This is a genomic window from Actinokineospora guangxiensis (assembly GCF_042657845.1).
In the GTDB taxonomy this organism is placed as follows: Bacteria; Actinomycetota; Actinomycetes; order Mycobacteriales; family Pseudonocardiaceae; genus Actinokineospora; species Actinokineospora guangxiensis.
Genome location: NZ_JBHSKF010000002.1, coordinates 586,997 through 609,467 on the forward strand (window position 1 = coordinate 586,997; position 22,471 = coordinate 609,467).

The window sequence follows — 22,471 nt, forward strand, 5'->3', positions numbered from 1 at the left end:
ACTCGCCCAACCGGGATCTCCGGTCACTCCGGCGCGGCGGAGGCGAGCAGCCTCTCCAGCCCGTCCAGGATGATCTCCAGACCGAACTCGAAGTCGGCGTCGCGGTACTCGGCGGCGACGATCCGCTGGGCGATGGCGTGCACGTGCGGGTAGCGCTCGGCGGGGATCTGGGGGAGGTTGTGCTCGGCCCACTCGGCCAGGTTCTCCGGATCGAAGGGCAGGTCGAGCCTGCGGACGACATAGCCGAACACGTGGCTGTCGATCAGGGCGCAGGAGTGGCCCGCCAGCCGGTAGGGAAAGCCCGCCGCGTGCAGGCAGCCCAGAGTGGCGTCGTAGTGCGCCAACTGCAATGGCCCCACGGCATCTCGGGACGCGATCAGACCGACCCCCCAGGGGTGGCTGCGCAACACCTGGTACGCCGAGACGGCCCGGCGCCGCATGCCCGCGCGCCAGGGCTCGCCAACGACGGGTGACTCGATCTCGCCGATCACCAGGTCGGCCACCCCGTCGAACAGGTCTTCTTTGCTCGTGACGTGGTTGTAGAGCGACATCGCCTCCACGCCCAGTTCCCCGGCGAGCCTGCGCATGGACAGCGTCGCCAGGCCCGCCTCATCGGCGAGGCGAATCGCGGCGACCAGCACCCGGTTCCGCGTCAATCGCGCCCGCTTCACGGTTCCCCAGCTCCTCGCCGTTGACAGGACTTACGGCGTAAGCGTAGCGTGACGGGCACTGGCTTACGATGTAAGCCCCGGATCGTCGTCGCGAGGGGTGGCGGCGATCCGACGCATCCGAATGGCCGTTCGGGTTCGGGGAGTCTGGCGGGCCGGGCGTCGGGAACGTGCCGATGGACTGACGTGATTCAGCGGGCTCGGGTCTGTTCACGGTGGACGGATGTCGACCCGCACAGAGGTCCCATCGGCGACTTCTGCCCGGCCGTGGTCGCCCGCGTTCCACCCGAATGGCGCAGTAACGCGGCCTGCGTTCAGAGCGAGACCATTTCCCTTGTGCGTCAACGTTTCCCCGTCGCTGCGGCCGTCAGGGTGCGGGCGCGTGGGGCAGATGGTCGGATGGCGGGATGCATTCGCCTCAATAAGGTGCCGGGCCACGTGAGCGCCTTTCGGATTGGGCGGATTGTGCGGTACGAACGCTTGGTCCGACGTTTGTGTCGGCCCTGCCCTCCGGGAGACGACGTTGCGCAGCAGACAACGCCTGTCCGCGATTTCCGCCGCCGTCGCCGTGCTGGCGTCCGTGCTCGCCGGGGTTCCGGCCGCGGCGGCCCCGCCCGCTCCCGTCGATGGGGTGCGCGCCGCGGCGCCGGTGGGGCCGCCGGCGGTGCGGCCGAGCGGTGACCCGCCCGCGGTGACCGCGACGCCCGGACCCGCGCGCTACGCCTACGACGCCAGTGGGCGGCTGGTGGCGGTCACCGCGGCGGACGGGGCCATCGCCCGCTACGCCTACGACCCGGCGGGCAACATCACCGGGGTCGAGCACCTGGGCAGTCCGGCTGTCGCCGTGCTGTCGGCGGTGCCCGCGCGGGTGCGCCCGGGGGACCGGCTGACGCTCTCCGGCAAGGGGTTCGCCGCCACCCCGGCAGGCAACGCGGTGACGATCAACGGCACGGCAGCGGCGGTGGCCTCGGCCACGGCCGAGCAGCTGACCGTCACCGTCGGGGCGGCCAGCACGAGTGGGCCGGTCGTGGTGACCACCGCCGCTGGCACCGCGTCGCTGGCCGGGCTCACCGTGATCCGCGGTGACCAGCCGGTCATCACCGGATTCACACCCGCCGTCGCGGCGCCGGGGTCGCCGCTGACGCTGACCGTCGGGAACACCGACCCGGAGCCCGCCAACAACCTGGTGCGGGTGAACGGACTGCTGGCAGGCGTGACGGACCGCACCGCCACCACCCTGACCGTCACCGTCCCGCCGATGGCGAGCACCGGGCCGGTGACGCTGAGCACCCCGGCGGGCACCGCGACCAGCGCCACGCCCGTGGCGGTGCCGCCCGCGGGAGTCAACCCGTCGGATGTGGACAGCGTCGGCGCCATCCCGGTGGGCACGGCGACCTCGGTCCCGGTGGCCGCGGGCAAGTACGCCATCCGCCACTTCCCGGCGGCCGACAACGAACGCTTCGCCGCGTCCCTGACCGGCGGCACCTTCGGCTCCTGCGGCCTCGCCGCGCGGATGTACGACGAGCGCAACCGCCAATCGGGTGCGAACACCTGCGCGGGCGGGTCGGCATGGGTGGAGACCGGACCGGTGAGCGGCCCCGGCACCCGGACGATCGTGCTGCGCAACACCACCGCCTCGGCGGGCTCCACCTCGGTCACCGTGCACCGGGTGCCCGCCGACCTGAACGCGGGCGCGATCGCGCTGGACGGCACCGCGAAGCCGGTGACCATCGCCGCTCCCGGCCAGAACGCGTTCCTGACCTTCACCGGGACCGCGGGCCAGCGGGTGATCATCAAGACCAGCGGCGCGTCGTCGTCGTTCGGCTGCTGCGCCCTGTCCTGGTGGCTGGCCGCTCCGGACGGCACGCGGGTGGGCAGCGCGCAGAACCCCAACGGCACGCTGGACACCATCGCTCTGCCCCAGGACGGCACCTACCGGGTCTGGATGAACCCGGACGGCGGCGGTGTCGGCTCGATGACCTTCGCCGCGTGGGACGTCCCGTCCGATGTCAACGCCGGAACCCAGGCGCTGGACGGCACCCCGCTGGTCGTCACGGTGGCTTCCCCGGGCAGCAACGCCTTCACCACCTTCGAGGGCGCCGCAGGGCAGCGGGTGATCGTCCAGAGCAGCGCGGCGTCGTCGTCGTTCGGCTGCTGCGCCCTGTCCTGGTGGCTGGCCGCTCCGGACGGCACGCGGGTGGGCAGCGCGCAGAACCCCAACGCCACGCTGGACACCATCGCCCTGCCGCAGAGCGGAACCTACCGGCTCATCGTCAACCCGGACGGCGTTCTCGTCGGCAGTATGACGTTCCAGGCGTGGACGGTGCCGGCCGAGCTGGACGCGGGCGCGCAGGCGCTGGACGGCACGGCGAAGGTCGTCACGATCGACAACCCGGGTCGCGGCGCGTTCACCAGCTTCGAGGGCACGACGGGTCAGCGGGTGATCGTCCAGTCGAGCGCGGCGTCGTCGTCGTTCGGCTGCTGCTACCTGTCCTGGTGGCTGGCCGCCCCGGACGGCACGCGGGTGGGCAGCGCGCAGAACCCCAACGCCACCCTGGACACGATCGCGCTGCCGCAGGACGGCACGTACCGGATCTGGATGAACCCGGACGCGGTTCGCACGGGCAGCATGACGTTCCAGGCGTGGACCGTGCCCGCCGACCTGGACGCGGGGGCGCAGGCGCTGGACGGCACCCCGACGGTCGTCACGATCGACAACCCCGGCCGCAGCGCCTACACCACGTTCGAGGGCGTTCAGGATCAGCGGGTCATCATCCAGACCAGCGCGGCGTCGTCGTCGTTCGGCTGCTGCTACCTGTCCTGGTGGCTGGCCGCCCCGAACGGCACGCGGGTGGGCAGCGCGCAGAACCCCAACGCGACCCTCGACACGATCACCCTCCCGCAGACGGGCACGTACCGGATCTGGATGAATCCGGACGCGGTCCGGACCGGCGGCATGACGTTCCAGGCATGGGCGGTGCCCGCGGACCTGGACGCGGGTGCGCAGGCGCTGGACGGCACCCCGACAGTCGTCACGATCGACAACCCCGGCCGCAGCGCCTACACCACGTTCGAGGGCACGACGGGTCAGCGGGTCATCGTCCAGACCAGCGCGGCCTCCTCGTCGTTCGGCTGCTGCTACCTGTCCTGGTGGCTGGCCGCCCCGAACGGCACGCGGGTCGGCAGCGCCCAGAACCCCAACGCCACGCTGGACACGATCACGCTGCCCCAGGACGGCACGTACCGGCTCATCATGAATCCGGACGCCATCCGCACCGGGGCCATGACCTTCCGCGCCTGGACGGTGCCTGCCGACCTGGACGCGGGCGCGCAGGCGCTGGACGGCACCCCGACGGTCGTCGCCATCGACAACCCGGGTCGCAGCGCGCACACCACCTTCGAGGGCACCACCGGCCAACGGGTCATCGTCCAGTCGAGCGCTGCGTCGTCGTCGTTCGGCTGCTGCGCCCTGTCCTGGTGGCTGGCCGCCCCGAACGGCACCCGGGTCGGCAGCGCCCAGAACCCCAACGGCACCCTGGACACGATCGCGCTGCCGCAGACCGGCACGTACCGGATCATCGTCAACCCCGACCACATTCTCACCGGCGCGATCACGCTCCGCGCCTGGGACGTCCCCGCCGACCTCGACGCGGGCACGCTCCCGCTGACCGCGACGCCCAAGGTGATCACCGTCGAGCACCCGGGCCAGAGCGCCACCGCGGGCTTCAGCGGCACCTCGGGCCAGCGCGTCCGCATCCAGTCATCGGCCTCGTCGTCGGTGTTCGGCTGCTGCGCGCTCTCCTGGCAGGTCAACGGCCCGACCGGCACCCGGGTCGGCAGCGTGGGCAGGGCCAACTCCACCGTGGAGGTCACGCTCCCGACCACCGGGGCGTACCGGCTGCTGTTCAACCCCGACCTCGCCCTGGTCGGCTCCAGCACCTACACCGCCACCATCGTGGGCACCGCGGCCGTCACCTCGGCCCCGGCGAAGGCCGCCCCGCAGCCGACCCCGCAGACGACCCCGCGGCCGACGCCGTCGCTGCTCGACGAGGCCCAAGTGCTGCGGAGCCATCTGCCCGCCCGGGTGACGGCCCCGCCGCAGCGCGACGAGCACGTCACCGCCGACCTCGACGCCCCCGACGCCGCCACGCCCGTCGCGGGTCCCGCCCCCGGCCACCGCGCGGACTGGACTCCCGACGCCGGAAACCTGGCGGGCCGGGACTGGCTGACCCGCAGGGCCGCACCCAAGCGCACCACCGACCTGACCGCACCCGCCGGAACCACCGCCGTCAGCGGCCACGTCCGCGACCTCAACGGCCGCCCGCTCGCGGGCATCCCCGTGCGGATGGACGCCGTCCGCGCCACGACCGACCGCCAGGGCCGGTTCCTGCTGCGGAACGTGCGCGCCAACGCCACCACGGTCATTGTGGACGGGTACGCGGCCAAGGGCCGCTACGGCACCTTCCGCATCCACGCCAAGGTGGCCGCGGGGAAGACCACCCCGCTGGAGGCCACCGTCTGGCTGCCCAGGCTGGACCGGTCGAGCATGCGGCCGATCGCGGCCCCGACGACCGAGGAGGTCGTGCTCACCACGCCCGCCGTGCCGGGCCTGGAGGTGCGGCTGCCTGCGGGCACCGTGGTGCGCGACCTCGACGGCAACGTCGTGCGGGAGCTGGGCATCACCGCCATCCCGCTCGACCGGGCGCCGTACCCGCTGCCGCGCAACGGGATCGTGCCGGTGTACTTCACGGTGCAGCCCGGCGGCGCGGTGGTGTTCCCCGAGGGCGCCAGCGTCGTCTACCCGAACTACACCGACCTGCCCGCCGGGTCCGAAGTGGAGTTCTGGAACTACGACCCCGCCAAGGGCTGGCACGTCTACGGCACGGGGCGGGTGGACGAGGGCGGAACCCGCGTCGTGCCCGACGCGGCCACCCGGCTCTGGGCGCTGGACGGGTCGATGTTCAACACCCCCGGCAACCCCAAGCCGGACAAGCCGTGGTGGGAAGACCTGGCCGACAAGCTCTCCGGCGACCCCGTGGACCTCTCGACCGGCCTGCTCACCGACACCCGCACCGACCTCGGCCTCGCCGACGTCATGCCGATCGCGCTCAACCGGCAGTACTGGCAGGGCGACGGCAACGAGCGCGAGTTCGGGCTCAACTCCGGCGCGGACTTCAACATGTTCCTCGCCTCGGAGAACCAGTACCAGGAAGTCGACGTCTACACCCCCGGCGGCGGGCGCGCGAACTTCGTGCGGACCTCGCCGGGCACCGGCTACAGCGACGCGGTGTTCGCCGCGGTCGGCTCACCGGGGCGCTTCACCGGCTCCACCATCGCCCAGAAGGACGGCGACTGGGTGCTGACCATGCGGGATGGCACCAAGTACTTCTTCCCCTGGTACGCGCGCGTCCGCGCGATGGAGGACCGCAACGGCAACCGGGTCACCTTCCAGCGCACCGGCGGCGACAACGGCGAGGTCTCCCAGATCACCTCGCCCAACGGGCGTTGGATCGCCTTCGACCACGATGGCTCGGCCCGGGTGACCCGCGCCTACGACAACATCGGCCGCGAGGTCCGCTACACCTACGACGCCGGCGGCAGGCTGGCCACCGTCACCGACGTCGCGGGCGGCGTCACCACCTACACCTACGACGCGCAGGACCGCATCACCCGCATCACCGACGCCCGCGGCGTGGCCTACCTCGACGTCGCCTATGACGCCAACGGCCGCGTCGCCCGGCAGGACCTCGCCGACGGCGGCAGCTACCACTTCGCCTACACCCTGGACGAGGCCGGGCGGATCACCGAGACCCGGGTGACCCAGCCCAACGGCGCGGTCCGCCGCGTGGTGTTCGACGCCAACGGCATGGTCGCGGGCGACACCCAGGCGCACGGCACCGCCCTGGCCAGGACCACGACCTACGAGCGCGGACCGGACAACCGGATCGATGCCGTCGTGGACCCGCACGGCAGGCGGTTCGAGCACACCTACGACGCCCAGGGCCGCCCGCTCACGACGACCAGCCTGGCGGGCACCCCGGACGCCGCCGAGGCCTCGGTCACCTACGGCCCGCTCAACCAGCCCGCCAGCACCACCGATGAAGCGGGCCGCACCACCACCTACACCTACGACGCCAAGGGCAACCCGCTCACCATCACCGCCCCGGACAACCGGAGCACCACCCTGACCTGGACGTCGTCCGGCCAGGTGTCGACCGTGACCGACTCGGCGGGCGCGCGGACCACCTACCGCTACGAGGCCGGCCTGCCCGTCTCGGTCGAGGACCCGCTCGGCCGGACCACCACGATGTTCGTGGACGCGGCGGGACGCCCGGTGCAGCAGACCGACCCGGCGGGCGCGGCCACGCTCACCGCCTACGACGTGATGGACAACCCCGTCCGGGTGACCGACCCGCTCGGCGGCGTCAACACCCTCGGCTACGACCCCAACGGCAACCTGACCTCGTTCACCGACGCCCGGGGCAAGCGCACGACCTGGACCTACGACGACCAGGACCGCCCGACCAGCAGGACCGACCCGCTGGGCCGGACCAGCACCACGACCTACGACCCGGCGGGCAGGCCGACCGCCGCCGTCAGCCGGGCGGCCGTGCGCACCGAGACCGGCTACGACCTGCTCGACCGCCCGACGATCAGCCGGTTCGGCGTCACCGGGCCCACCAGCCAGCAGTCCACGGTGACCTACGGCTACGGGGACGCGGACCTGCTCACCGCGCTGACCGACACGGCGGGCGGCTCCACCACCTTCACCTACGACAGCCGCGACCGGGTCACCGGCGTCACCGGCCCGAACGGCCCCGTGAGCTACGGCTACGACGCGGCCGGGAGGCAGAGCAGCACCGGAATCCCCGGCCTGCCGGACACGCTGTTCACCTACGACGCGGGGGACCAGCTGACCGGCGTCACCCGCGGCGCGCAGAGCGCGGGCATCACCAGGGACGCCGCGGCCAGGCCGAGCGTGGTCACGCTGCCGGGCGGGTGGACCCAGACCTACACCCGCGACGCGGCCGGGCAGGTCACCGCCATCGCCTACGCGCACAACGGCGTGCCCAAGGGCGACCTCGCCTACACCTACGACGCGGCGGGCAGGCGGTTGTCGCAGACCGGCAGCCTGGCCGGGGTCACCCTGCCCCAGGCCCGATCCGGGCTGGGCTACGACGACGCCAACCGACTCGTCACGGCCGACGGGACCGCGCTGGCCTACGACCACGACGGCAACCTGCTCGACGACGGCGCCACCGACTACAGCTGGGACGCGCGCGGCCAGCTCACCGCCACCAGCGGGGCGGGCACGTCGGCGAGCTACACCTATGCGGCCACCGGTGAGCGCACGGGCAGGACCGCAGGCGGGACGACGACGCGGTTCCTCAACGACGGGATGAACCCGGCCGCCGAACTCGACGGCGCGGGCGCGGTCACCGCGGGGCTGCTCAGCGGCGGCGTCGACCAGTGGTTCGCCAGGACGGCGGGCGGGGTGGCCGACTCCGTGCTGACCGACGCCCTCGGCTCGCCGGTGGCGCTGGGCCGCGCCGACGGCAGCACGGCGGCCACCCTGGCCTACGACCCGTTCGGCGCGCCGACCGCGACCGGCGACCGGCGCGGGGCGGACCTGTCCTTCACCGGACGCCAGGACGACGGCACCGGCCTGCTGCACCTGCGCGACCGCTATTACAGCCCGGCGCAGCAGCGGTTCGTCTCCGAGGACCCGATCGGCCTCGCGGGCGGCGTCAACCTGTACGCCTACGTCGAGAACTCCCCGACCAACCTGGTCGACCCGACCGGGCACCACCCGATGGTGGTCGGCTGCCTGGTGGGCGGCGCCCTCGGCGGCGCGCTGGACTACGCGGGCCAGCGCCTCTCCGGTCGCAAGGTCGACTGGGGCTGGGGCGGCGTCGGCGGGGCCGCCGCCGCGGGCTGCGCCGGGGGCGCGCTGGGCGGGGCGTTCGGCGGCGCGGGCAAGGCCTGGCCGAAGATCAAGCCGGGCTCGGCCAACGGGCCGACGGCGGGCAAGCCGTTCCCGCCGAGCGTGCGCGACGCGGCGCTGAAGGAGAACCCGAACACCTGCGTGTACTGTCGGATGCACACCAACAAGCCCCAGGTTGACCACTCCATCGCGCGTAAGAACGGCGGAAACGCGACCTTGGACAACGCCCAGACGACCTGTCCGCACTGCAACGCGTCCAAGGGCGCGCGCAGTCACCCGGTGAACCCGCCGCCCGGCTATCGCGGCAAGTGGCCGCCGTCGTGGTGGTGAGCCGGTGACCGAGGCCGTCCACCCCGATCCGGTCTGGCGCTCGCGCGCCGACTTCGTCATCGGCGCGCGGCTGCCGGAGGGGTCCGAGCAGCTGTGGGCCAAGCAGCTCGGCGAGCACGTGTTCGAGCTGTGCTGCGTCCCCTTCTTCGTCTACGGCCTCGCGCTGGGCGACGTGGTCGAGACCGACACCGGGTACGAACTGCGCCGGGTCGCCCGCCGGTCCGGCCGGTCGGTGTTCCGCGTGTGGTTCGGCGACTCCCCGCTGTCCACCACCGACCGGGACCGCGTCGCCGCCGACCTGGCCGAGGCCGGAGCGCTGGTGGAGCGGTCGTCGGCCAACCTGCTCGCGGTGGACGCGGCGACCCCGGAGCTGGCCGACTCCGTCGCCGCCTACCTGGCCGAGCACGCCGAACTCGGGCACCTCACCTTCGAGGTCGGCGTGCGCGGGCAGGCCCGGTGACCGGCGGACTGCCGCGCCGCACCCTCCTGCTCGGCGGCCTCGCGGGCTGGGCGGCGGCCTGCGGCGTGCCCGCCGACCCGGCCCCGCACCCGGCGCTGCGCGTGCCCCGTCCGGCCGGCCAGTTCGCCTTCCTCACCCACACCGGCGACCCTGCCGAGGCCGCACGGGCGCTGCGCGCCTTGTCGGGCGACGACGTCATGGTCGGCCTCGGCCCGCCGCTGAGCCCCGGTCTGCCGACGATGCCCGCCTTCCCCGGCGACGTCCTCATCCCGGCGCGCAGCAACCCCTCCGCCTTCGTCCAGCTCGAAACCGACGACGCCGACAGCGGCGAGCGACTGGACGCCCTGCTGGCCGGGCTGCCGTTCACCACCGCCTGGCGGACACCCGTCCACCGCGACGTGGTCGCCGGGAGCCGTCCCCTCCAGCGCAACCCCTTCGGCCACGTGGAAGGACAGACCAACCCGGTCGACCCGGCGGCGGTGCTGCTCCCGGACGGCTCCTCGCTCGCCGCCGTCCGGGTGATCCGGCTGGCGCACCCGCTGTGGGACGCCGACAGCCCGCAACTGCGCGACCGCATCATCGGCCGCCGCCCGGACGGAACCTGGCTGGACGGCACCCCGCCCACCGAGGCCCCCCGCTACCCGGACGATCCCGACGGCGTGGTCATCGCCCTGGACTCCCACGCCAGGGCCATGAACCCGCGCACCGCCGACTCGCCGTCCCCGCGAATGCTGCGCCGCTCGTGGACCTACCCTGACGACACCGCCGATGGCGTCTTGTTCATGGCGTTCCAGAACGACTTCGCCGCGGGCTTCGCCGTGGCCCAGTCCCGCCTTCCCAAGGACGCGCTGAATCCCTACCTGCTCGCCGTGGGCGGCGGCTACTTCTCGGTCCCCGGCTCTGGCACCGGCTGACGACCGGCCGACTGCGCTTCGGCTCCCGCGGACGTCCACGTGCGCCACAGTCGGGCGTACTCGCCGTCGGCGGCCAGCAGTTGGTCGTGGCTGCCCAGCTCAACGATCCGGCCCTCGATCAGGACGGCGATGCGGTCCGCGTCGTGCGCGGTGTGCAGGCGGTGGGCGATGGCGACGACGGTGCGGCCCGTCATCAGCGAGGCCATCGAGCGTTCCAGTGCTCGGGCGGCGTTCGCGTCGATGAGGGAGGTCGCCTCGTCGAGCACCAGGGTGTGCGGGTTGGCGATGATCAGTCGGGCGAGGGCGAGTTGCTGCGCCTGCGCCGGGGTCAGCGGCTCGCACCCGGCGCCGACCTCGGTCTCCAGGCCCGCCGGCAGCTGCGCCACCCACTCCCACGCGCCGACCGCCCGCAAGGCGTCGATGACGGTGCTGTCCTCCACTCCGCTGTCCTGGACTCCGCTGTCCTGGACTCCGCTGTCCCCGGCTCCACCGCCCGCGAGTGCGACGTTGGCGCGGACCGACGCCGAGAAGACGTAGTGCTCCTGTGTGACCAGCGCGACCTGTTCGCGCAGCACCTCGTGCGGGAGGTCGACCAGGGCGACGCCGCCCATGCGGACCGAACCCGCGCCGGGGGTGAGGATGCCCGCCAGGAGCCTGCCGAGGGTCGATTTCCCGGACCCGCTGGGGCCGACGATGGCGAGCCGCTCACCCGGGCGCAGGCGCAGGTCGATGTCCCGCAGCACGTCCTGGCCCCGCCGGTAGGCGAAGCGCACCCCGCTGCACTCGATCTCGTCGCCCGCGGGCAGGGCGCCGGTGGGTGTCCGGTCCGCGGGCACCGCCGCGATGCCGAGCAGGCGCGCTGTCGAGGTGGCGCCGACCTGGAGCCGGTCGATGTTGGAGATGAGGCGGTCGAGCGGCTGGTTGACGAACTGGATGTACAGGATCGCGGCGGCGATCTGGCCGAGGCTGACCCACCCCCACGAGTAGGCGGCGGCGCCGACACCGACGGTCAGCAGCAGCGGGACGTTGAAGCAGAGATCGAGCGCGACGAAGAGGATGTTGCGGATGGTCCTCGTGTAGCGCTCGGCCTCGGCGGAGGTGTCGATGTCCGCGTCGCCGATCCGCTGCCGCCGCCGCTGCAGCCCGAACGCCTCGACCGTCCGCGCGCCCTCGACGGTTTCGACCAGCGACGTGTTGATCGTGGAGTAGGTGGCGCCCTCGGTGATGAACGCGGCCTGGGAGCGGCGCAGGTAGTTGCGGATCGTCCACCACAGCGCGGGAGAGGAGACCAGGAAGCACAGTGCCAGCACCGGGGAGTTGGCGACCATGGCGACCACGAGCAGCACGATGGTCACCGTCGCGATGACGACCTCGGGCACGGCGAGCCGGACCGCGTCGCTCATCGCGCGCACGTCCCTGGTCACCCTTGTCACCAGGTCGCCGCTGCCCGCGCTCTCGACCTTGCTCATCGGCAACCGGAGCACGGTCCGGACGACCTGCTCCCGGGCCGCGGTCAGCAACCGCTGTCCGAACACGACGGACGTGCGCGCCGCGAAGAAGCTCAGGACCGCCTGCGCCACCACGACGGCGGCGACCGCGGCGGTGAGCATCGCGAACGCCCGCCCGGTCCCGCTGCCCGCGATGTCCACGAAGGCGCCGAGGAGCCGGGGAACCGCGAGCGCCGCCGCCGCGGCGAGTCCGTTGAGGAGGATCAGCGCGAGCAGCAGCCCGCGCCGGTCCCTGGCCAGCCCGACGAAGAACGCGCGGACCGCCCGCATGTCGGCGACCGGCAGCCCGCGGTCGGGGCGCAGCGAGCCCGCGAAGTACCGCTCCGCGCTCGCCCGTCGAGCGTCGTGGCGGAGGCGGAGACCGGCCAGGTGGGGCCGGAGACCGCGGGGCATGGCCGCCGCTCCGCTCGCGCGCTGGTCGTCCCCGCCCGGGGTGCGCCACGTCTCCGCCGAACCGGGAAGGGGCGTGAACGGGTCAGGCACCGTCTTCTCCAGCCGTGCGGGCGACCACGTCGCGGTATGGGCCGCTGGTGGCCACCAGTTCGTCGTGGGTGCCCGCGGCGACCACCCGACCGCCCGCCATGAACACGACGTGGTCGGCGTGGTGCAGGACCAGGGGAGAGGAGGCCATGACGACGGTGGTCCGACCCCGCCGCCACAGCGCCAGCCGCCGCGCCATCACCGCCTCGGTGTGCGCGTCGACCGATGAGGTGGGCTCCACCAGCACGAGGACCTCCGGGTCCTCGGCGAGCGCGCGGGCCAGGACCAGCCGCTGCCGTTGGCCCCCGGACAGCGAGCGCCCGCGCTCGTCGACCAGACCCTGCCACCCGCCGGGCAGCGACCGGTAGACGTCGTCGGCGGCCGCGGCGTGCAGGGCGGCCTCGGCCCGCGTCCGGGGCAGCGCGCCGTGCGGGTCGATCACCTCCTGCAGCGTGCCGGACAGGACGGCACTGGCCGTGTCATTGACCAGGACGGTGCGCCGCACCTCCGTCAACGCCGTCTCCGACAGGTCGACCGAGCCGACGCGCGCGCCCCAGGCGCCGTTGGTGGCGGAGGGCTCACCGGGGTCCTGGCCGCTGTCGGCGGGCAGGTACTTGCCGAGCCTGTCGGCGAGTGCGATCGCGTCAGCGGGATGCGCGTCGACGACGACGGTCAAAGCGCCCGCCGGGGCGGTGAACCCGGTCCTCTCGTCGTGGACGTCCGCGCGGGCGGGCAGCTCCTTCGGCTCGGCCACGTCGGCCCACGGGGGCTCCTGCGCGAGGATGTCGAGCGTCTTGCGCGCTGAGACGACGCAGCCGACCCAGGTCTGGGCCAGCTCGAAGAACGTGCGGATCGGCGTGACCATCAGCAGGCCGTACCCGAGGAAGCTGACCAGCTGTCCGATGGACACCCGGCCCGCCCGCACCTCGTGCACCCCCACCCACGCCATCGCGACGAGGAAAGCGCCCGACAACAGAACGCCGATCGCGTCGACGGCGACCTGCCAGGTGCCCGCGACCACACCGGAGCGGCCCACGCGCTGGGACTGCTCGGCGTAGCGCCGCGCGAAAGCGTCCTCGCCGCCGATGCCGCGCAGGACCCGCAGTCCGCCGACGATGTCCGTCGCGGTGGTGGTCAACACCGATTCCTGTTCCCGCTCAACGGTTTGCGCGCGGTGCAGCGGGCGCAGCAGGGGCAGTCCGAAGACCAGCAGCAGCGGCGCGGCCACGAGGGCGAGCAGACCCAACGTCACCGAGGCGCTGAGCATGATCACGGAGACGACCGCGTACACACCCGCCGCCACCACGGCCCTGGCGACCACGTCCATCAGCGAGCCGTAGCGGCTGGCGTCCGAGGAGGACACGTTGACCACCTCGCCGGTGGGCACCCGCTGGTTCAGCACGTGGCCCAACTGGGTGCTCTTGCGCGTGACCAGTTTGGTGACGCTGTAGATGGTGATCAGCTGGCTGCGCACGATGAGCGAGTGCCACAACGCCACTCCGGCGCCGCCGACCAGGATGACGCCCAGCAGCACGGCGAGCCAGGACAGCAGCCGCTGCGCGGAACCGCCGACGATCCCCTCATCGATCGCGCGACCGACGACGAACGGCCCGACGGCGGTGGGCAGCTGCCAGAGCATCCCCGCCCCGGCGGTCGCGGCGAGGACACCGACCTGGCGGCGGATCAGCCAGCCCAACAGCATCGAGGGCGACCTGATGCCCGTCGGCGGCCCGCCGGGGAAGTCCGAGACGTCTGTCGGGAAGTCACGCATGATCATCGACCCTACGAGATCGGCGGGCGGTGGCGCCATCGCTCAAGGGGCTCATCACCCGCATCGACGGGCCGTGCGTCGGGATCACGCGCCGCCCCAGCCGGAACCCAGCCCCGACAGCGCACCCGCGGCGATCTCGGGGTCCGTGGCGAGCACCGAGTGGATTCCGTACCTGGTCGCGGCGGTGACGTTGTCGGCGTTGTCGTCGATGAACAGCGCCTCCTCCGCCTTGCGGCCGCACGCGGCGAGCAGGCGGTCGAAGTAGTCCTCGCCGGGTTTCACGGCGGCCAGCGCCCACGACGAACCGATCACGTCGAAACGGTCGAGGTGGTGGTGGTCGCGGTCCTTGAGCCGGTCCCAGTGCGCCGCCTCGTTGTTGGCCAGCGCCAGCAGCACCCCGGGGTGGCGGTCGCGGAACCGGCCCAGGGCGGCGAACGCGACGGGGTGGGCGCGCACGTTGGCCCGGTAGCGCGCGTCGACCCAATCCGCATCCCAGCGCTCCCGGGACCCACCGGCCTCGGCGATGCAGTCGATGAGCACGTCGTGCACGTGCCGTCTGTCTACTTCGTACTCACCGTCGCGGGCGTCGAGCCGAGCGGCCAGGCGGTCCAGGTCGGCGCCGTGGCGCTCGGCGAGTTCCACGAGGAAGTCGCTCTCCTCGGTCACGTTCGAGAACAGTATCCCACCGGCGTCCAGCAGCACCACGCGGATCACCACTCGGTTCCCCTCTCCCTCAGCCAGGCGATGTTGTGCCGCAGGCCTTCGCGCAGGTCGTGCCGAGGTGTCCACCCGGTCGCCGCGCGCAGAGCCGTCGCGTCGCACAGCAGCTTGAGCACCTCGCCCGCGCGGGCGGGCCCGTGGCGGATGTCGCTCCGCGACCCGGTCAGCTCCACCACCGCCGCGGCGACTTCGCCGACCTCGTGGTCGACGCCCGTGCCGATGTTGTAGACCTTTCCGGCGGGTGCGAGCCCGGCCAGCCGGAGGAAAGCGTCGACGGTGTCGGACACATAGGTGAAGTCGCGTGTCTGCCGACCTGTCCCGTTGATCGTGAGGGGTTCGCCGCGCAGCGCCTTGACCAGGAAGATGGGGATGACGTCGTAGACGTGCCGCGGGCCGTAGCAGTTGAACGGTCGCACGATGGTGACGGGAAGGTCGAAGCTGTTGCGGTAGGACCAGGCCAGTCGGTCGCACGCCACCTTGGACGCCGCGTACGGAGTGGACGGGTGCAGCGCGTCCTCTTCCGTGATGGCACGCGGGTGCGAGCCGTAGACCTCGCTCGAACTGGTCACCAGCAGGTGTTCGGGGCGCGCGGCGCGGGCCGCTTCCAGCACCGCCACCGTGGAGGCGACGTTCGCCAGCGACACACTGGCGGGCTGATCGAGCGAGGCGGGCACGTAGGCGTCCGCGGCCAGGTGGAACCAGACGTCGGCGTCCGCGGCGACCAGCGCCGAAACCGCGTCGGGCCCGGCCAGGTCGACGTGCACCAGACCCGCCAACCGCTCCACCGTCGCCGGTTCGAGGTTGCGGAAGCGCCGGGTCGCCTGCGACCGGGAAGTGCGGCGGACGACGGCGACGACGCGCTCGCCGCGACGGACCAGCTCGTCGACGAGGTGCGAGCCGACGAACCCGTCGGCGCCGGTCACGAGGTGGGTACGGCCGGTCATGACCACTTCTCCAAGGAGGTGCGCAGCGCGGCGGCCAGGAAGTCCGTCTCCGCGGGGGTGATCGTCAACGGTGGTGCGACGATGACCCCCTCACCGCTCCCGTCGTCGCGGAAGCCGTTGAACGGGTAGAGCAGCAGGTCGTTGTCCCGCGCCGCGGCGATGAGGTCGGACTGCGTGCCGTCGGTGACCTCGATGCCGAAGAAGTAGCCGCAGCCGCGCACGTCGGTCACCGCGGCCAGGCCCGTGGTCGCCGCGCGGACCGCGGCCTCCACGTCCAGGCCGCGCGGGACGTCCGGGTCGAGCGCACCGAGCCCGCCGAGCACACCGAGGACCGCCGAGCCCACGGCGGCCTGCAGCGGTGTGGCCGACATCGTGCCCATCAGCGGCAGCGGCAGCCCGCCGCGCGCTATCGCCTCGGCGTGCCCGGGCGCCAGCAGCACTGCCGAGAGCGGCACGTAGCCCGCGCCGAGCCCCTTGGACAGCACCACGATGTCGGCGTCGGACCCGGCGTCGTGGTGGGCGCCCAGCGGGAGGCCGGTGCGGCCGAGGCCGGTCAGCACCTCGTCGTGGATCACCAGGACACCGCGCCGCGCGCAGAGCCGTTCCAGCCTGGCCAGGTAGCCCGGGGGTGGGCGGAACCCACCGCCGGTCGTCCCGTTCACCGGCTCCACGAGGACGGCGGCCACCTGCTCCACCCCCGCGGCATCGATGGCCTCGGCGACCTCGTCGGCGCAGCCCGCGTCGCAGGCGGCGAGCCGGCAGCGCCGGTGCAGCTCGGGGTAGGGCGGGTCGAACGCGGGTGCGAGCCCGAAGGCGTCGTCCGGGTGCGGTCTGCGCCGCCGGTGCCCGGACAGCGCGAGGGTCAGCGCGCTGTTGCCGTGGTAGCCGAGCGACGAGGTCAGCACGCGGTGCCTGCCGGAGTCGCCGCGCGCGCGGTGCACGAGCCGGGCCAGCGCGATGGCCATCTCCACCCCGGCCGTGCCGGTGGAGGTGAACACCACCGCGTCGTCCGGCCGGTGGGCGGCTCGTGCGGTCTCGGCGGCCAATCGCTCCTGCGGGTCCGCCCGGAACGTCCCGGGCGAGGCGAAGGAGCCGACCTGGGCCTGGCGCGTGAGCGCGGAGACCACGGCGGGGTGGGCGTGACCGATGTTGACGCACACCAGACCGCTGCTGGCGTCGAGGTACCGGCGCCCGTCCGGCGCGTGCACCCAGCTCCCCTCGGCGCGGTCGAAGGCGATCGGCGCCAGCCGTTGCCGGGCCGCCAGCAGCCGCTGCGGCCGACCGGGACCGGTCATACGAGCTCTCCCCAGCCCAGCGACCGCCCTGGGCTCGCGCACAACCACAGCGCCTGCGCGGCGAACATCGAGCACCAGGAGTTGAGGTGCAGATCCGCGGTGCCCACCCGGTAGGGAACGGCGGTGCGGTCGGCTTCACGGTGGCAGAGCGCGGCCAGGCGCTCGGCTTCCCGCAGGGCGGCCTCGGTGTGGATGTCGTGCAGCATCGCCAACCGGATGGCCTGCGCGAGCACGTCCAGGGTGCCCGGGTGGCCGCCTGGACGACCCGAGCGCTCGGCGTACCGGGCGAACCCCCCATCGGCGAGCCGCTGCCGCCACAGCCACTCGGTGAGCTCGCGCGAGCGGCGCGACGCCGCCGAGTCGTCATGGCGCGTGCTCCACATCCACAGCCCCTCGGCGGCGTAGGCGAGCGGGTGCAGCCAGACCGCGTCGGACGTGCGGGCGGTGGGCGGTGGGCTGCTGGTCTCCCGCACGCGCTCCCTGACCAGGTCGTACGCGGCGGCCTCGGCGTCGGGCACGCCGAGGTCGGCGGCGGCGATCAGCGACTGCACCACCTTCACCAGGTGCGGGCGGCCCACGGTGGACCACCTGATCGGCAAGGGGGTGGCCGCGGTGCCCGGCAGGACGGTCGGCAGCGGGCCGCCCGCGCGGTGGGTGATCAGCACCTCGGCGGCGCGGACGCCCGCGGCGAGCGCGCGGTGGTCACCCGCGGCGCGGCCGTGGCGGATCAGCCCGTGGGCGACCATGCCGATGTCGAAGGAGAAGGCCGCGTCGCCGGTCAGCCGCGGGCGGGCCGACAGGTCGCCTCGCTCCACCCGCTCGGTCAGCCAGCGACCGGCCGCCCGCGCGGAGGAACACCGTGCGAAGGCCGGGTCGTGGCTCAGGAATGTCAGCGCGTAGCCGGTGATCTCGGGATAGGGGTCCGACGGTGTCCCGCTCGCCAGGTCCAGCCAGCCGCAGTACGCGCCCGCGCGGGACCGCGGGCCGTCGGTGGCCAGCCACCTCGTCAAGGCGGCCGCGAGGACGCCGTGATCCAGGATGCCATCGGGCGGGGAGGTGGTGGGCGTGCTCTGGTCCGCTGTCCGGGTGATGGCCCCCCGGTCGCTCGTCCCGCGGGTCATCGGGCCACGAGCGAGCGGTAGGCGGCGATGTGCCCGTCGACGACGGCCTCCGCGCTGAACCGGCGGTGGGCCTCGCGGTGGGCCCGCTCCACCAGGCCCGACAGGTCGTCGGAGAGGACCCGCCGCATCTGCTGGGCCAGCGCCGCGGTGTCACCCGCCGGGTACAGCAGCCCGGTCTCCTCGTCGGTGACGACCTCTTGGTGGGCCTCGACGTCGGTGGTGATCACGGGTCGCCTGCTGGCCATGCCCTCGGTGAGCGCGATCCCCCACCCCTCGTGCGAGGAGGGCAGCACCACCGCGTCGGTGCCCGCGTAGAGCGCGGGCATGTCCCGCCAGCTCAGGCCGTCCTCCCAGCGGAGGCGGTCGCTCACCCCGCGCCGCTCGGCTTCCTCGGACAGCCACGCCGCGTAGGAGGCCTGGGTGCGGCCGGTCGGACTGGTGAGGACCAACCGGGCCCGCGGGTGCGCGCCCGCGATCTCGGCCAGCGCCGCGATGGCGTCCTCGATCCGCTTGCGCGGGACCGGTCGCGCCGGGATGAGGAACAGGAACTCGTCGGTGAGGCCGCGGGCGCCGCGCCACGCGTCGCGGTGGGCGGTCTCGGCGGTGAACGCCGCGAGGTCCGTGCCGAACTCGACCACCGAGGCCGGCTCGGTGAATCCCGCTTCGCGAGCCCACTTCTCATAGGCGCGGGAACCGCACAGGTGCAGGTCCGGCCGCAGGTTGGCGACCAGCCCCCGCTGCAGCGCGCGTTCGAGGTCCCAGTCGCCCCACAGGTCGAACACCCGGCCTCCGGGAACGAAGGTCTCGAACAGCGAGACGACCAGCGGCTGCCGCACCGTGGTGCGGAGCCAGCTGACCAGCAGCGCGGGCACGTAGTTGAAGACGTGGACCACGTCGGCGTCGGTAGTGGTGAGTTCCTGGTGCAGGTGCTCAACGGCGTCCTTGCAGTCCAGCCGCGTGCACGCCGCGACGAGACCGGCGATCTCGCGCACCTCGACAGCACCGCGGCGGTAGCCCGCGGAGTCGAGCCCCGGATCGACAGCCTCGGTCAGCACGACGACGTCGTTGCCCTGGGCGACCAGCCCTTCGGCGAGCTGGTGCAGGTGGGTCTCGCCGCCGCCGACCACCGGCGGGTACTTTTCCGCGATCAGGAGGACTCTCATGACAACGCCCCTAACGCCGCGCGCAGCGCCGTGACGGCCTCCACCGGGTCGATGCCCGGTGGACTGCCGATCAGAAGCGCGCGTCGCGCGTACTCGACCGAGCGTGCGTAGGGCTGGTGCACGATGTGCGGCACCTGATCGAAGCACGGCTGATCCGGCAACGACGCGCCGAGCATCCCCCGCGACTCGATGCCGTGGGCGGCGAAGGTGGCCGCCACGTCGGCGAGGTCGCGGCCGGGTGGGACCAACAGCGCCACCGCGAAGGGGGAGGCGCCCCGGTCCTCCGGAGAGCCGAGCACCGACCAGCCAGGAGCCTCCCGCAGCGCCTCGGCCAGTGCCCGGGCCAGTTTCCTGCGCTGTTCGGCCAGTTCGGACGCCCGGCGCAGCTGCACCCGTCCGAAGGCCGCTTGCAGGTCGGTGAGCTTGGCGTTCCACCCGACGCGCAGGTGGACGTAGCGCTCCTCGGCGGCGATGGCGCGATCACCGACCGGGTAGTCGAAGCGGCGGCCCGCGTAGCCCGCGTCCCGGCCGAAGCTGCGCAGGCTGCGCAGGAGCCAGGCGACGGCCTCGTCGTCGCAGGCGACGACACCGCCCTCGCCCATCGTCAGGTGGTGGCCTGCGTAGAAGCTGAACGTCGCGGCGTCGCCGACGGCGCCGACCAGGACATCGCCGTGGCGGGCGCCGAGTGATTCGCAGCAGTCCTCGACCAAGGCGAGGTCGCGCCGCGCGCGCAGGTCGGCCAACTGGTCGACCGGCAGCGCTTGGCCGAGGGTGTGCGGCAGCAGCGCCGCTCGCGCGCCGTGCTGGACCACGGCCCGGTCCACCAGGTCGAGGTCGACGTTGACCCCGTTGGCCCGCACATCGACGAAGACCGGGACCAGCCCGAGCTGCACGACGGGGGTCACCGCGCTGACGAACGTGCACCCGGCGACGACCACTCGGTCGCCGGGTACCAGGTGGTGGCGCTCGACCAGCATCGCGAGGGCCAGCAGGTTGGCCATGCTCCCGGAGCTGACGGCCACGGCGTGGGCGAAGCCCGCCAGTTCGGCGAACTCCGCCTCGAACGCCGCGACCTCCCGTCCGGTGGCGAGGTCCCCGCGCCGGATGGCGGAGGCGACGGCTTCCACTTCGCGCTCGTCGAAGCACGGGCGGCCGAAGGGGAGTGTCAACCCGGTGGACTCCGCGACGGCTATCGCTGAGGAGTGCTGCACTATCGGTGGCCTCCTTTGACCGGGGACTCAGTCCGACTCGCGGATGCCGAGGTATGCCGCGGTGGTGGGCACCTGGCGGTGGTCGAGAACCAGCGGCAGGCTCTGGAAGAACAGCCAGGACAGCGTCGCCGTGGGTGGTCGGGGGAACAGGTCGTTCGGCGCGAACAAGGGCTCGGGCACGTGGTCGACCAACCAGTCCGGCAGGAACAGCTGGTAGTGCGTGGTGAGGTACAGGGGCGTGAGCGTTCCTTCGACCACCGTCAGCACCAGGTGCCTGACGGCTCCCGCGTGCATCGAGGGGGCGTAGCGGCCCAGATCGGTGGAGAGCCGCTCGGCCAGGGCCGTGCGCGGCGGTCGGCCGTCGGAGGGCGCTGCGGCCGCCTCGGGGTCGTGTCGTGAGCGCATGAGCGCCAGTTCGGCGATGAGGGACGCCCGCGACGAGGACGGGTCGGCCGTGCGCGCGGCGTGCAGCACCGCGGGCGGGACCTGCCCCAGGACGCCGCCGGCCAGCAGGCCGCGCCGCACCAGCCAGTTCTCGCAGTCGCGCAGGTGCGCCGCGCTCCAGCGCCTCAGGGTCGTCTCGTCGTCCGCCAGGGGGGTGGTGAGCTGGATCGGGATCCGCGTCTGGGTCGCCACGGCACCTCCTCAGTACTTCGAGGCGAATCGGGTCGGTGGCCGCAGCGGGCGGCCGTAGCGGTACAGGTGCAGGTCCAGCCCGCGGGCAGGTGGCGCGTCGCGCAGCAGGTCGAGGACCAGCTTTCCGGTCAGCGGTGCGAGCAGGACGCCGTTGCGGTGGTGACCGGTGGCGGCGACGACCCGCGCGTCGGCGGTCTGGCCGATGATCGGCAGCTCGTCGGAGGTCATCGGCCGGAACCCCGACCACGTCCGCTCGATCACCCAGTCGCTCGCGGCTGGGCTCACCGCCGTGAGCCGGGAGAGGATGGCGCCGATGACCCCGGCGGTGTTGTCCGGGGTCGGCGCCAGGTACTCCTCGCTGGTCCCGACGACGTAGCTGCCGGGTCGGCGCTCCACGATCGAGCCGCACCCCCCGCTCGGCATGAAGACGACGCTGTTGACCATGCCCGGTGGGCCCGCCAACTGGACCATCTGCCCCTTCACCGGCACGACCGGGAGGTCGAGCCCGATGAGCGCCGCCACCTGGGCGGACCAGGAACCGGCGGCCAGCACGACGCGGTCCGCCGCGATCCGCCCGCCGTCACCGGTGGCCACGACCAGCCGTTCACCGCGCTCATCGATCCCGACGACGCCTCCACTGTGGATGGTCCGCGCGCCGAACCCGACCTCGGCCGAGAGGAGCTCCCAGAGGGCGATGGGGTCTACCACCGCCTGGTCGCGAATCCGGATGCCGCCGCGGAACGCGGCGGGGGAGAGATGCGGTTCGAGGGGGATCACCTCGTGCGCGTCCAGCCACACGCAGTCGAAGCCGAGTCCCGGCATCCACCCCATTCGCTCCTTGAGCGACTCGTCGCGCTCGTGGAGATCGAGCAGCGTGAAGTCACACTGCCGGAAACCGACCTCCTCGTTCCCCCTGTCGGCCGAACGCAGGAACTCTGGGTAATAGTCGAGACCCGTTTGCAGCAGGTGCAGGAAAGCGAGAGGCATCCATTCGTCGTACTCGCAGGCCGGTGTGAGCATTCCGGCCGCCGCGAGGGATGCCCGCCCCGTTTCGCCGCCCTGCGCGACGGAAACCGACATACCCGCACGAATGAGGTGCGCCGCTGTCGAGAGTCCAATTAGTCCATTGCCGACCACTGCGACGTCGACGTTTTCTCTGTGCCCGGTTACGCTCATGGTTTCCATGCCTGTCCCGGAGAGTTGGTGTTCCGGCGCTATCGCTCGTCACCTGTTACCTTTATACACAGGCGATTGGCGACCGGCAACCGGATCGCAATGGCCAATCGGGGTCTCGGTCGACGGGGA

14 protein-coding genes are annotated in these 22,471 nt (G+C 72.9%); 3 read left to right on the forward strand and 11 right to left on the reverse strand.

The window, feature by feature from the left end; genetic code table 11:
* Positions 1-23: 23 nt before the first annotated feature.
* Positions 24-671 carry a TetR/AcrR family transcriptional regulator gene (locus ACFPM7_RS06145; RefSeq protein ID WP_378244730.1) on the reverse strand — a complete coding sequence of 216 codons (648 nt, stop codon included), beginning with the start codon at positions 669-671 and terminating at the stop codon, positions 24-26.
* Positions 672-1,191: 520 nt separating this feature from the next.
* On the opposite strand from ACFPM7_RS06145, the gene ACFPM7_RS06150 reads away from it, so the two are divergent.
* The 3 genes from ACFPM7_RS06150 to ACFPM7_RS06160 are packed head-to-tail and all read left to right on the forward strand — an operon-like array spanning position 1,192 to position 10,317.
* The gene (locus ACFPM7_RS06150) at positions 1,192-8,943 is read left to right on the forward strand and encodes an RHS repeat-associated core domain-containing protein (RefSeq protein WP_378244732.1); all 7,752 of its coding nucleotides are present in this window, start codon (positions 1,192-1,194) and stop codon (positions 8,941-8,943) included.
* A 4-nt stretch (positions 8,944-8,947) separates the two neighbouring features.
* On the forward strand, positions 8,948-9,403 hold the full coding sequence (locus ACFPM7_RS06155) for a DUF4265 domain-containing protein (RefSeq protein WP_378244734.1): 456 nt from the start codon (positions 8,948-8,950) through the stop codon (positions 9,401-9,403).
* Positions 9,400-10,317 (forward strand): Dyp-type peroxidase, encoded by a 918-nt coding sequence (locus ACFPM7_RS06160; RefSeq protein WP_378244736.1) that lies wholly within the window; start codon positions 9,400-9,402, stop codon positions 10,315-10,317. The genes ACFPM7_RS06155 and ACFPM7_RS06160 overlap by 4 nt, the downstream gene beginning before the upstream one ends.
* On the opposite strand, the gene ACFPM7_RS06165 is transcribed toward ACFPM7_RS06160, so the two are convergent.
* From ACFPM7_RS06165 to ACFPM7_RS06210, 10 genes are all read right to left on the reverse strand, one after another.
* Positions 10,284-12,308, reverse strand: a complete 2,025-nt coding sequence (locus ACFPM7_RS06165) for an ABC transporter ATP-binding protein (protein WP_378244738.1) — start codon at positions 12,306-12,308, stop codon at positions 10,284-10,286. The two genes, ACFPM7_RS06160 and ACFPM7_RS06165, sit on opposite strands and share 34 nt — an antisense overlap.
* Positions 12,301-14,076: an ABC transporter transmembrane domain-containing protein gene (locus tag ACFPM7_RS06170; RefSeq protein ID WP_378244740.1), complete on the reverse strand. Its 1,776-nt coding sequence runs from the start codon at positions 14,074-14,076 to the stop codon at positions 12,301-12,303. Before ACFPM7_RS06170 ends, ACFPM7_RS06165 begins: the two co-directional genes overlap by 8 nt.
* An 84-nt stretch (positions 14,077-14,160) precedes the next feature.
* Positions 14,161-14,793 carry an HAD family hydrolase gene (locus ACFPM7_RS06175; RefSeq protein WP_378244742.1) on the reverse strand — a complete coding sequence of 211 codons (633 nt, stop codon included), beginning with the start codon at positions 14,791-14,793 and terminating at the stop codon, positions 14,161-14,163.
* Positions 14,787-15,740: an NAD-dependent epimerase/dehydratase family protein gene (locus ACFPM7_RS06180; RefSeq protein ID WP_378244744.1), complete on the reverse strand. Its 954-nt coding sequence runs from the start codon at positions 15,738-15,740 to the stop codon at positions 14,787-14,789. Before ACFPM7_RS06180 ends, ACFPM7_RS06175 begins: the two co-directional genes overlap by 7 nt.
* On the reverse strand, positions 15,737-17,035 hold the full coding sequence (locus tag ACFPM7_RS06185; protein ID WP_378244746.1) for a class-III pyridoxal-phosphate-dependent aminotransferase: 1,299 nt from the start codon (positions 17,033-17,035) through the stop codon (positions 15,737-15,739). The genes ACFPM7_RS06180 and ACFPM7_RS06185 overlap by 4 nt, the downstream gene beginning before the upstream one ends.
* Positions 17,032-18,156: a hypothetical protein gene (locus ACFPM7_RS06190; protein WP_378244748.1), complete on the reverse strand. Its 1,125-nt coding sequence runs from the start codon at positions 18,154-18,156 to the stop codon at positions 17,032-17,034. Before ACFPM7_RS06190 ends, ACFPM7_RS06185 begins: the two co-directional genes overlap by 4 nt.
* Positions 18,153-19,319 carry a glycosyltransferase family 4 protein gene (locus ACFPM7_RS06195; RefSeq protein WP_378244750.1) on the reverse strand — a complete coding sequence of 389 codons (1,167 nt, stop codon included), beginning with the start codon at positions 19,317-19,319 and terminating at the stop codon, positions 18,153-18,155. Before ACFPM7_RS06195 ends, ACFPM7_RS06190 begins: the two co-directional genes overlap by 4 nt.
* Positions 19,316-20,530 (reverse strand): DegT/DnrJ/EryC1/StrS family aminotransferase, encoded by a 1,215-nt coding sequence (locus ACFPM7_RS06200; protein WP_378244752.1) that lies wholly within the window; start codon positions 20,528-20,530, stop codon positions 19,316-19,318. The genes ACFPM7_RS06195 and ACFPM7_RS06200 overlap by 4 nt, the downstream gene beginning before the upstream one ends.
* Positions 20,531-20,557: 27 nt before the next feature.
* Positions 20,558-21,166, reverse strand: coding sequence for a hypothetical protein (locus ACFPM7_RS06205; RefSeq protein ID WP_378244754.1), 609 nt, complete (start codon positions 21,164-21,166; stop codon positions 20,558-20,560).
* 9 nt (positions 21,167-21,175) lie between these two features.
* Entirely contained in the window at positions 21,176-22,351 is a 1,176-nt protein-coding gene (locus ACFPM7_RS06210) for an NAD(P)/FAD-dependent oxidoreductase (RefSeq protein WP_378244756.1), read from the reverse strand.
* Between the last annotated feature and the right edge of the window lie 120 nt (positions 22,352-22,471).

What these genes read in the sequence shown, in the direction of transcription:
- ACFPM7_RS06170 (WP_378244740.1), bottom strand. Translation starts at nt 14,076, where the DNA reads ATGCGTGACTTCCCGACAGACGTCTCGGACTTCCCCGGCGGGCCGCCG.
- ACFPM7_RS06180 (WP_378244744.1), bottom strand. Translation starts at nt 15,740, where the DNA reads ATGACCGGCCGTACCCACCTCGTGACCGGCGCCGACGGGTTCGTCGGC.
- ACFPM7_RS06185 (WP_378244746.1), bottom strand. Translation starts at nt 17,035, where the DNA reads ATGACCGGTCCCGGTCGGCCGCAGCGGCTGCTGGCGGCCCGGCAACGG.
- ACFPM7_RS06190 (WP_378244748.1), bottom strand. Translation starts at nt 18,156, where the DNA reads ATGACCCGCGGGACGAGCGACCGGGGGGCCATCACCCGGACAGCGGAC.
- ACFPM7_RS06195 (WP_378244750.1), bottom strand. Translation starts at nt 19,319, where the DNA reads ATGAGAGTCCTCCTGATCGCGGAAAAGTACCCGCCGGTGGTCGGCGGC.
- ACFPM7_RS06210 (WP_378244756.1), bottom strand. Translation starts at nt 22,351, where the DNA reads ATGGAAACCATGAGCGTAACCGGGCACAGAGAAAACGTCGACGTCGCA.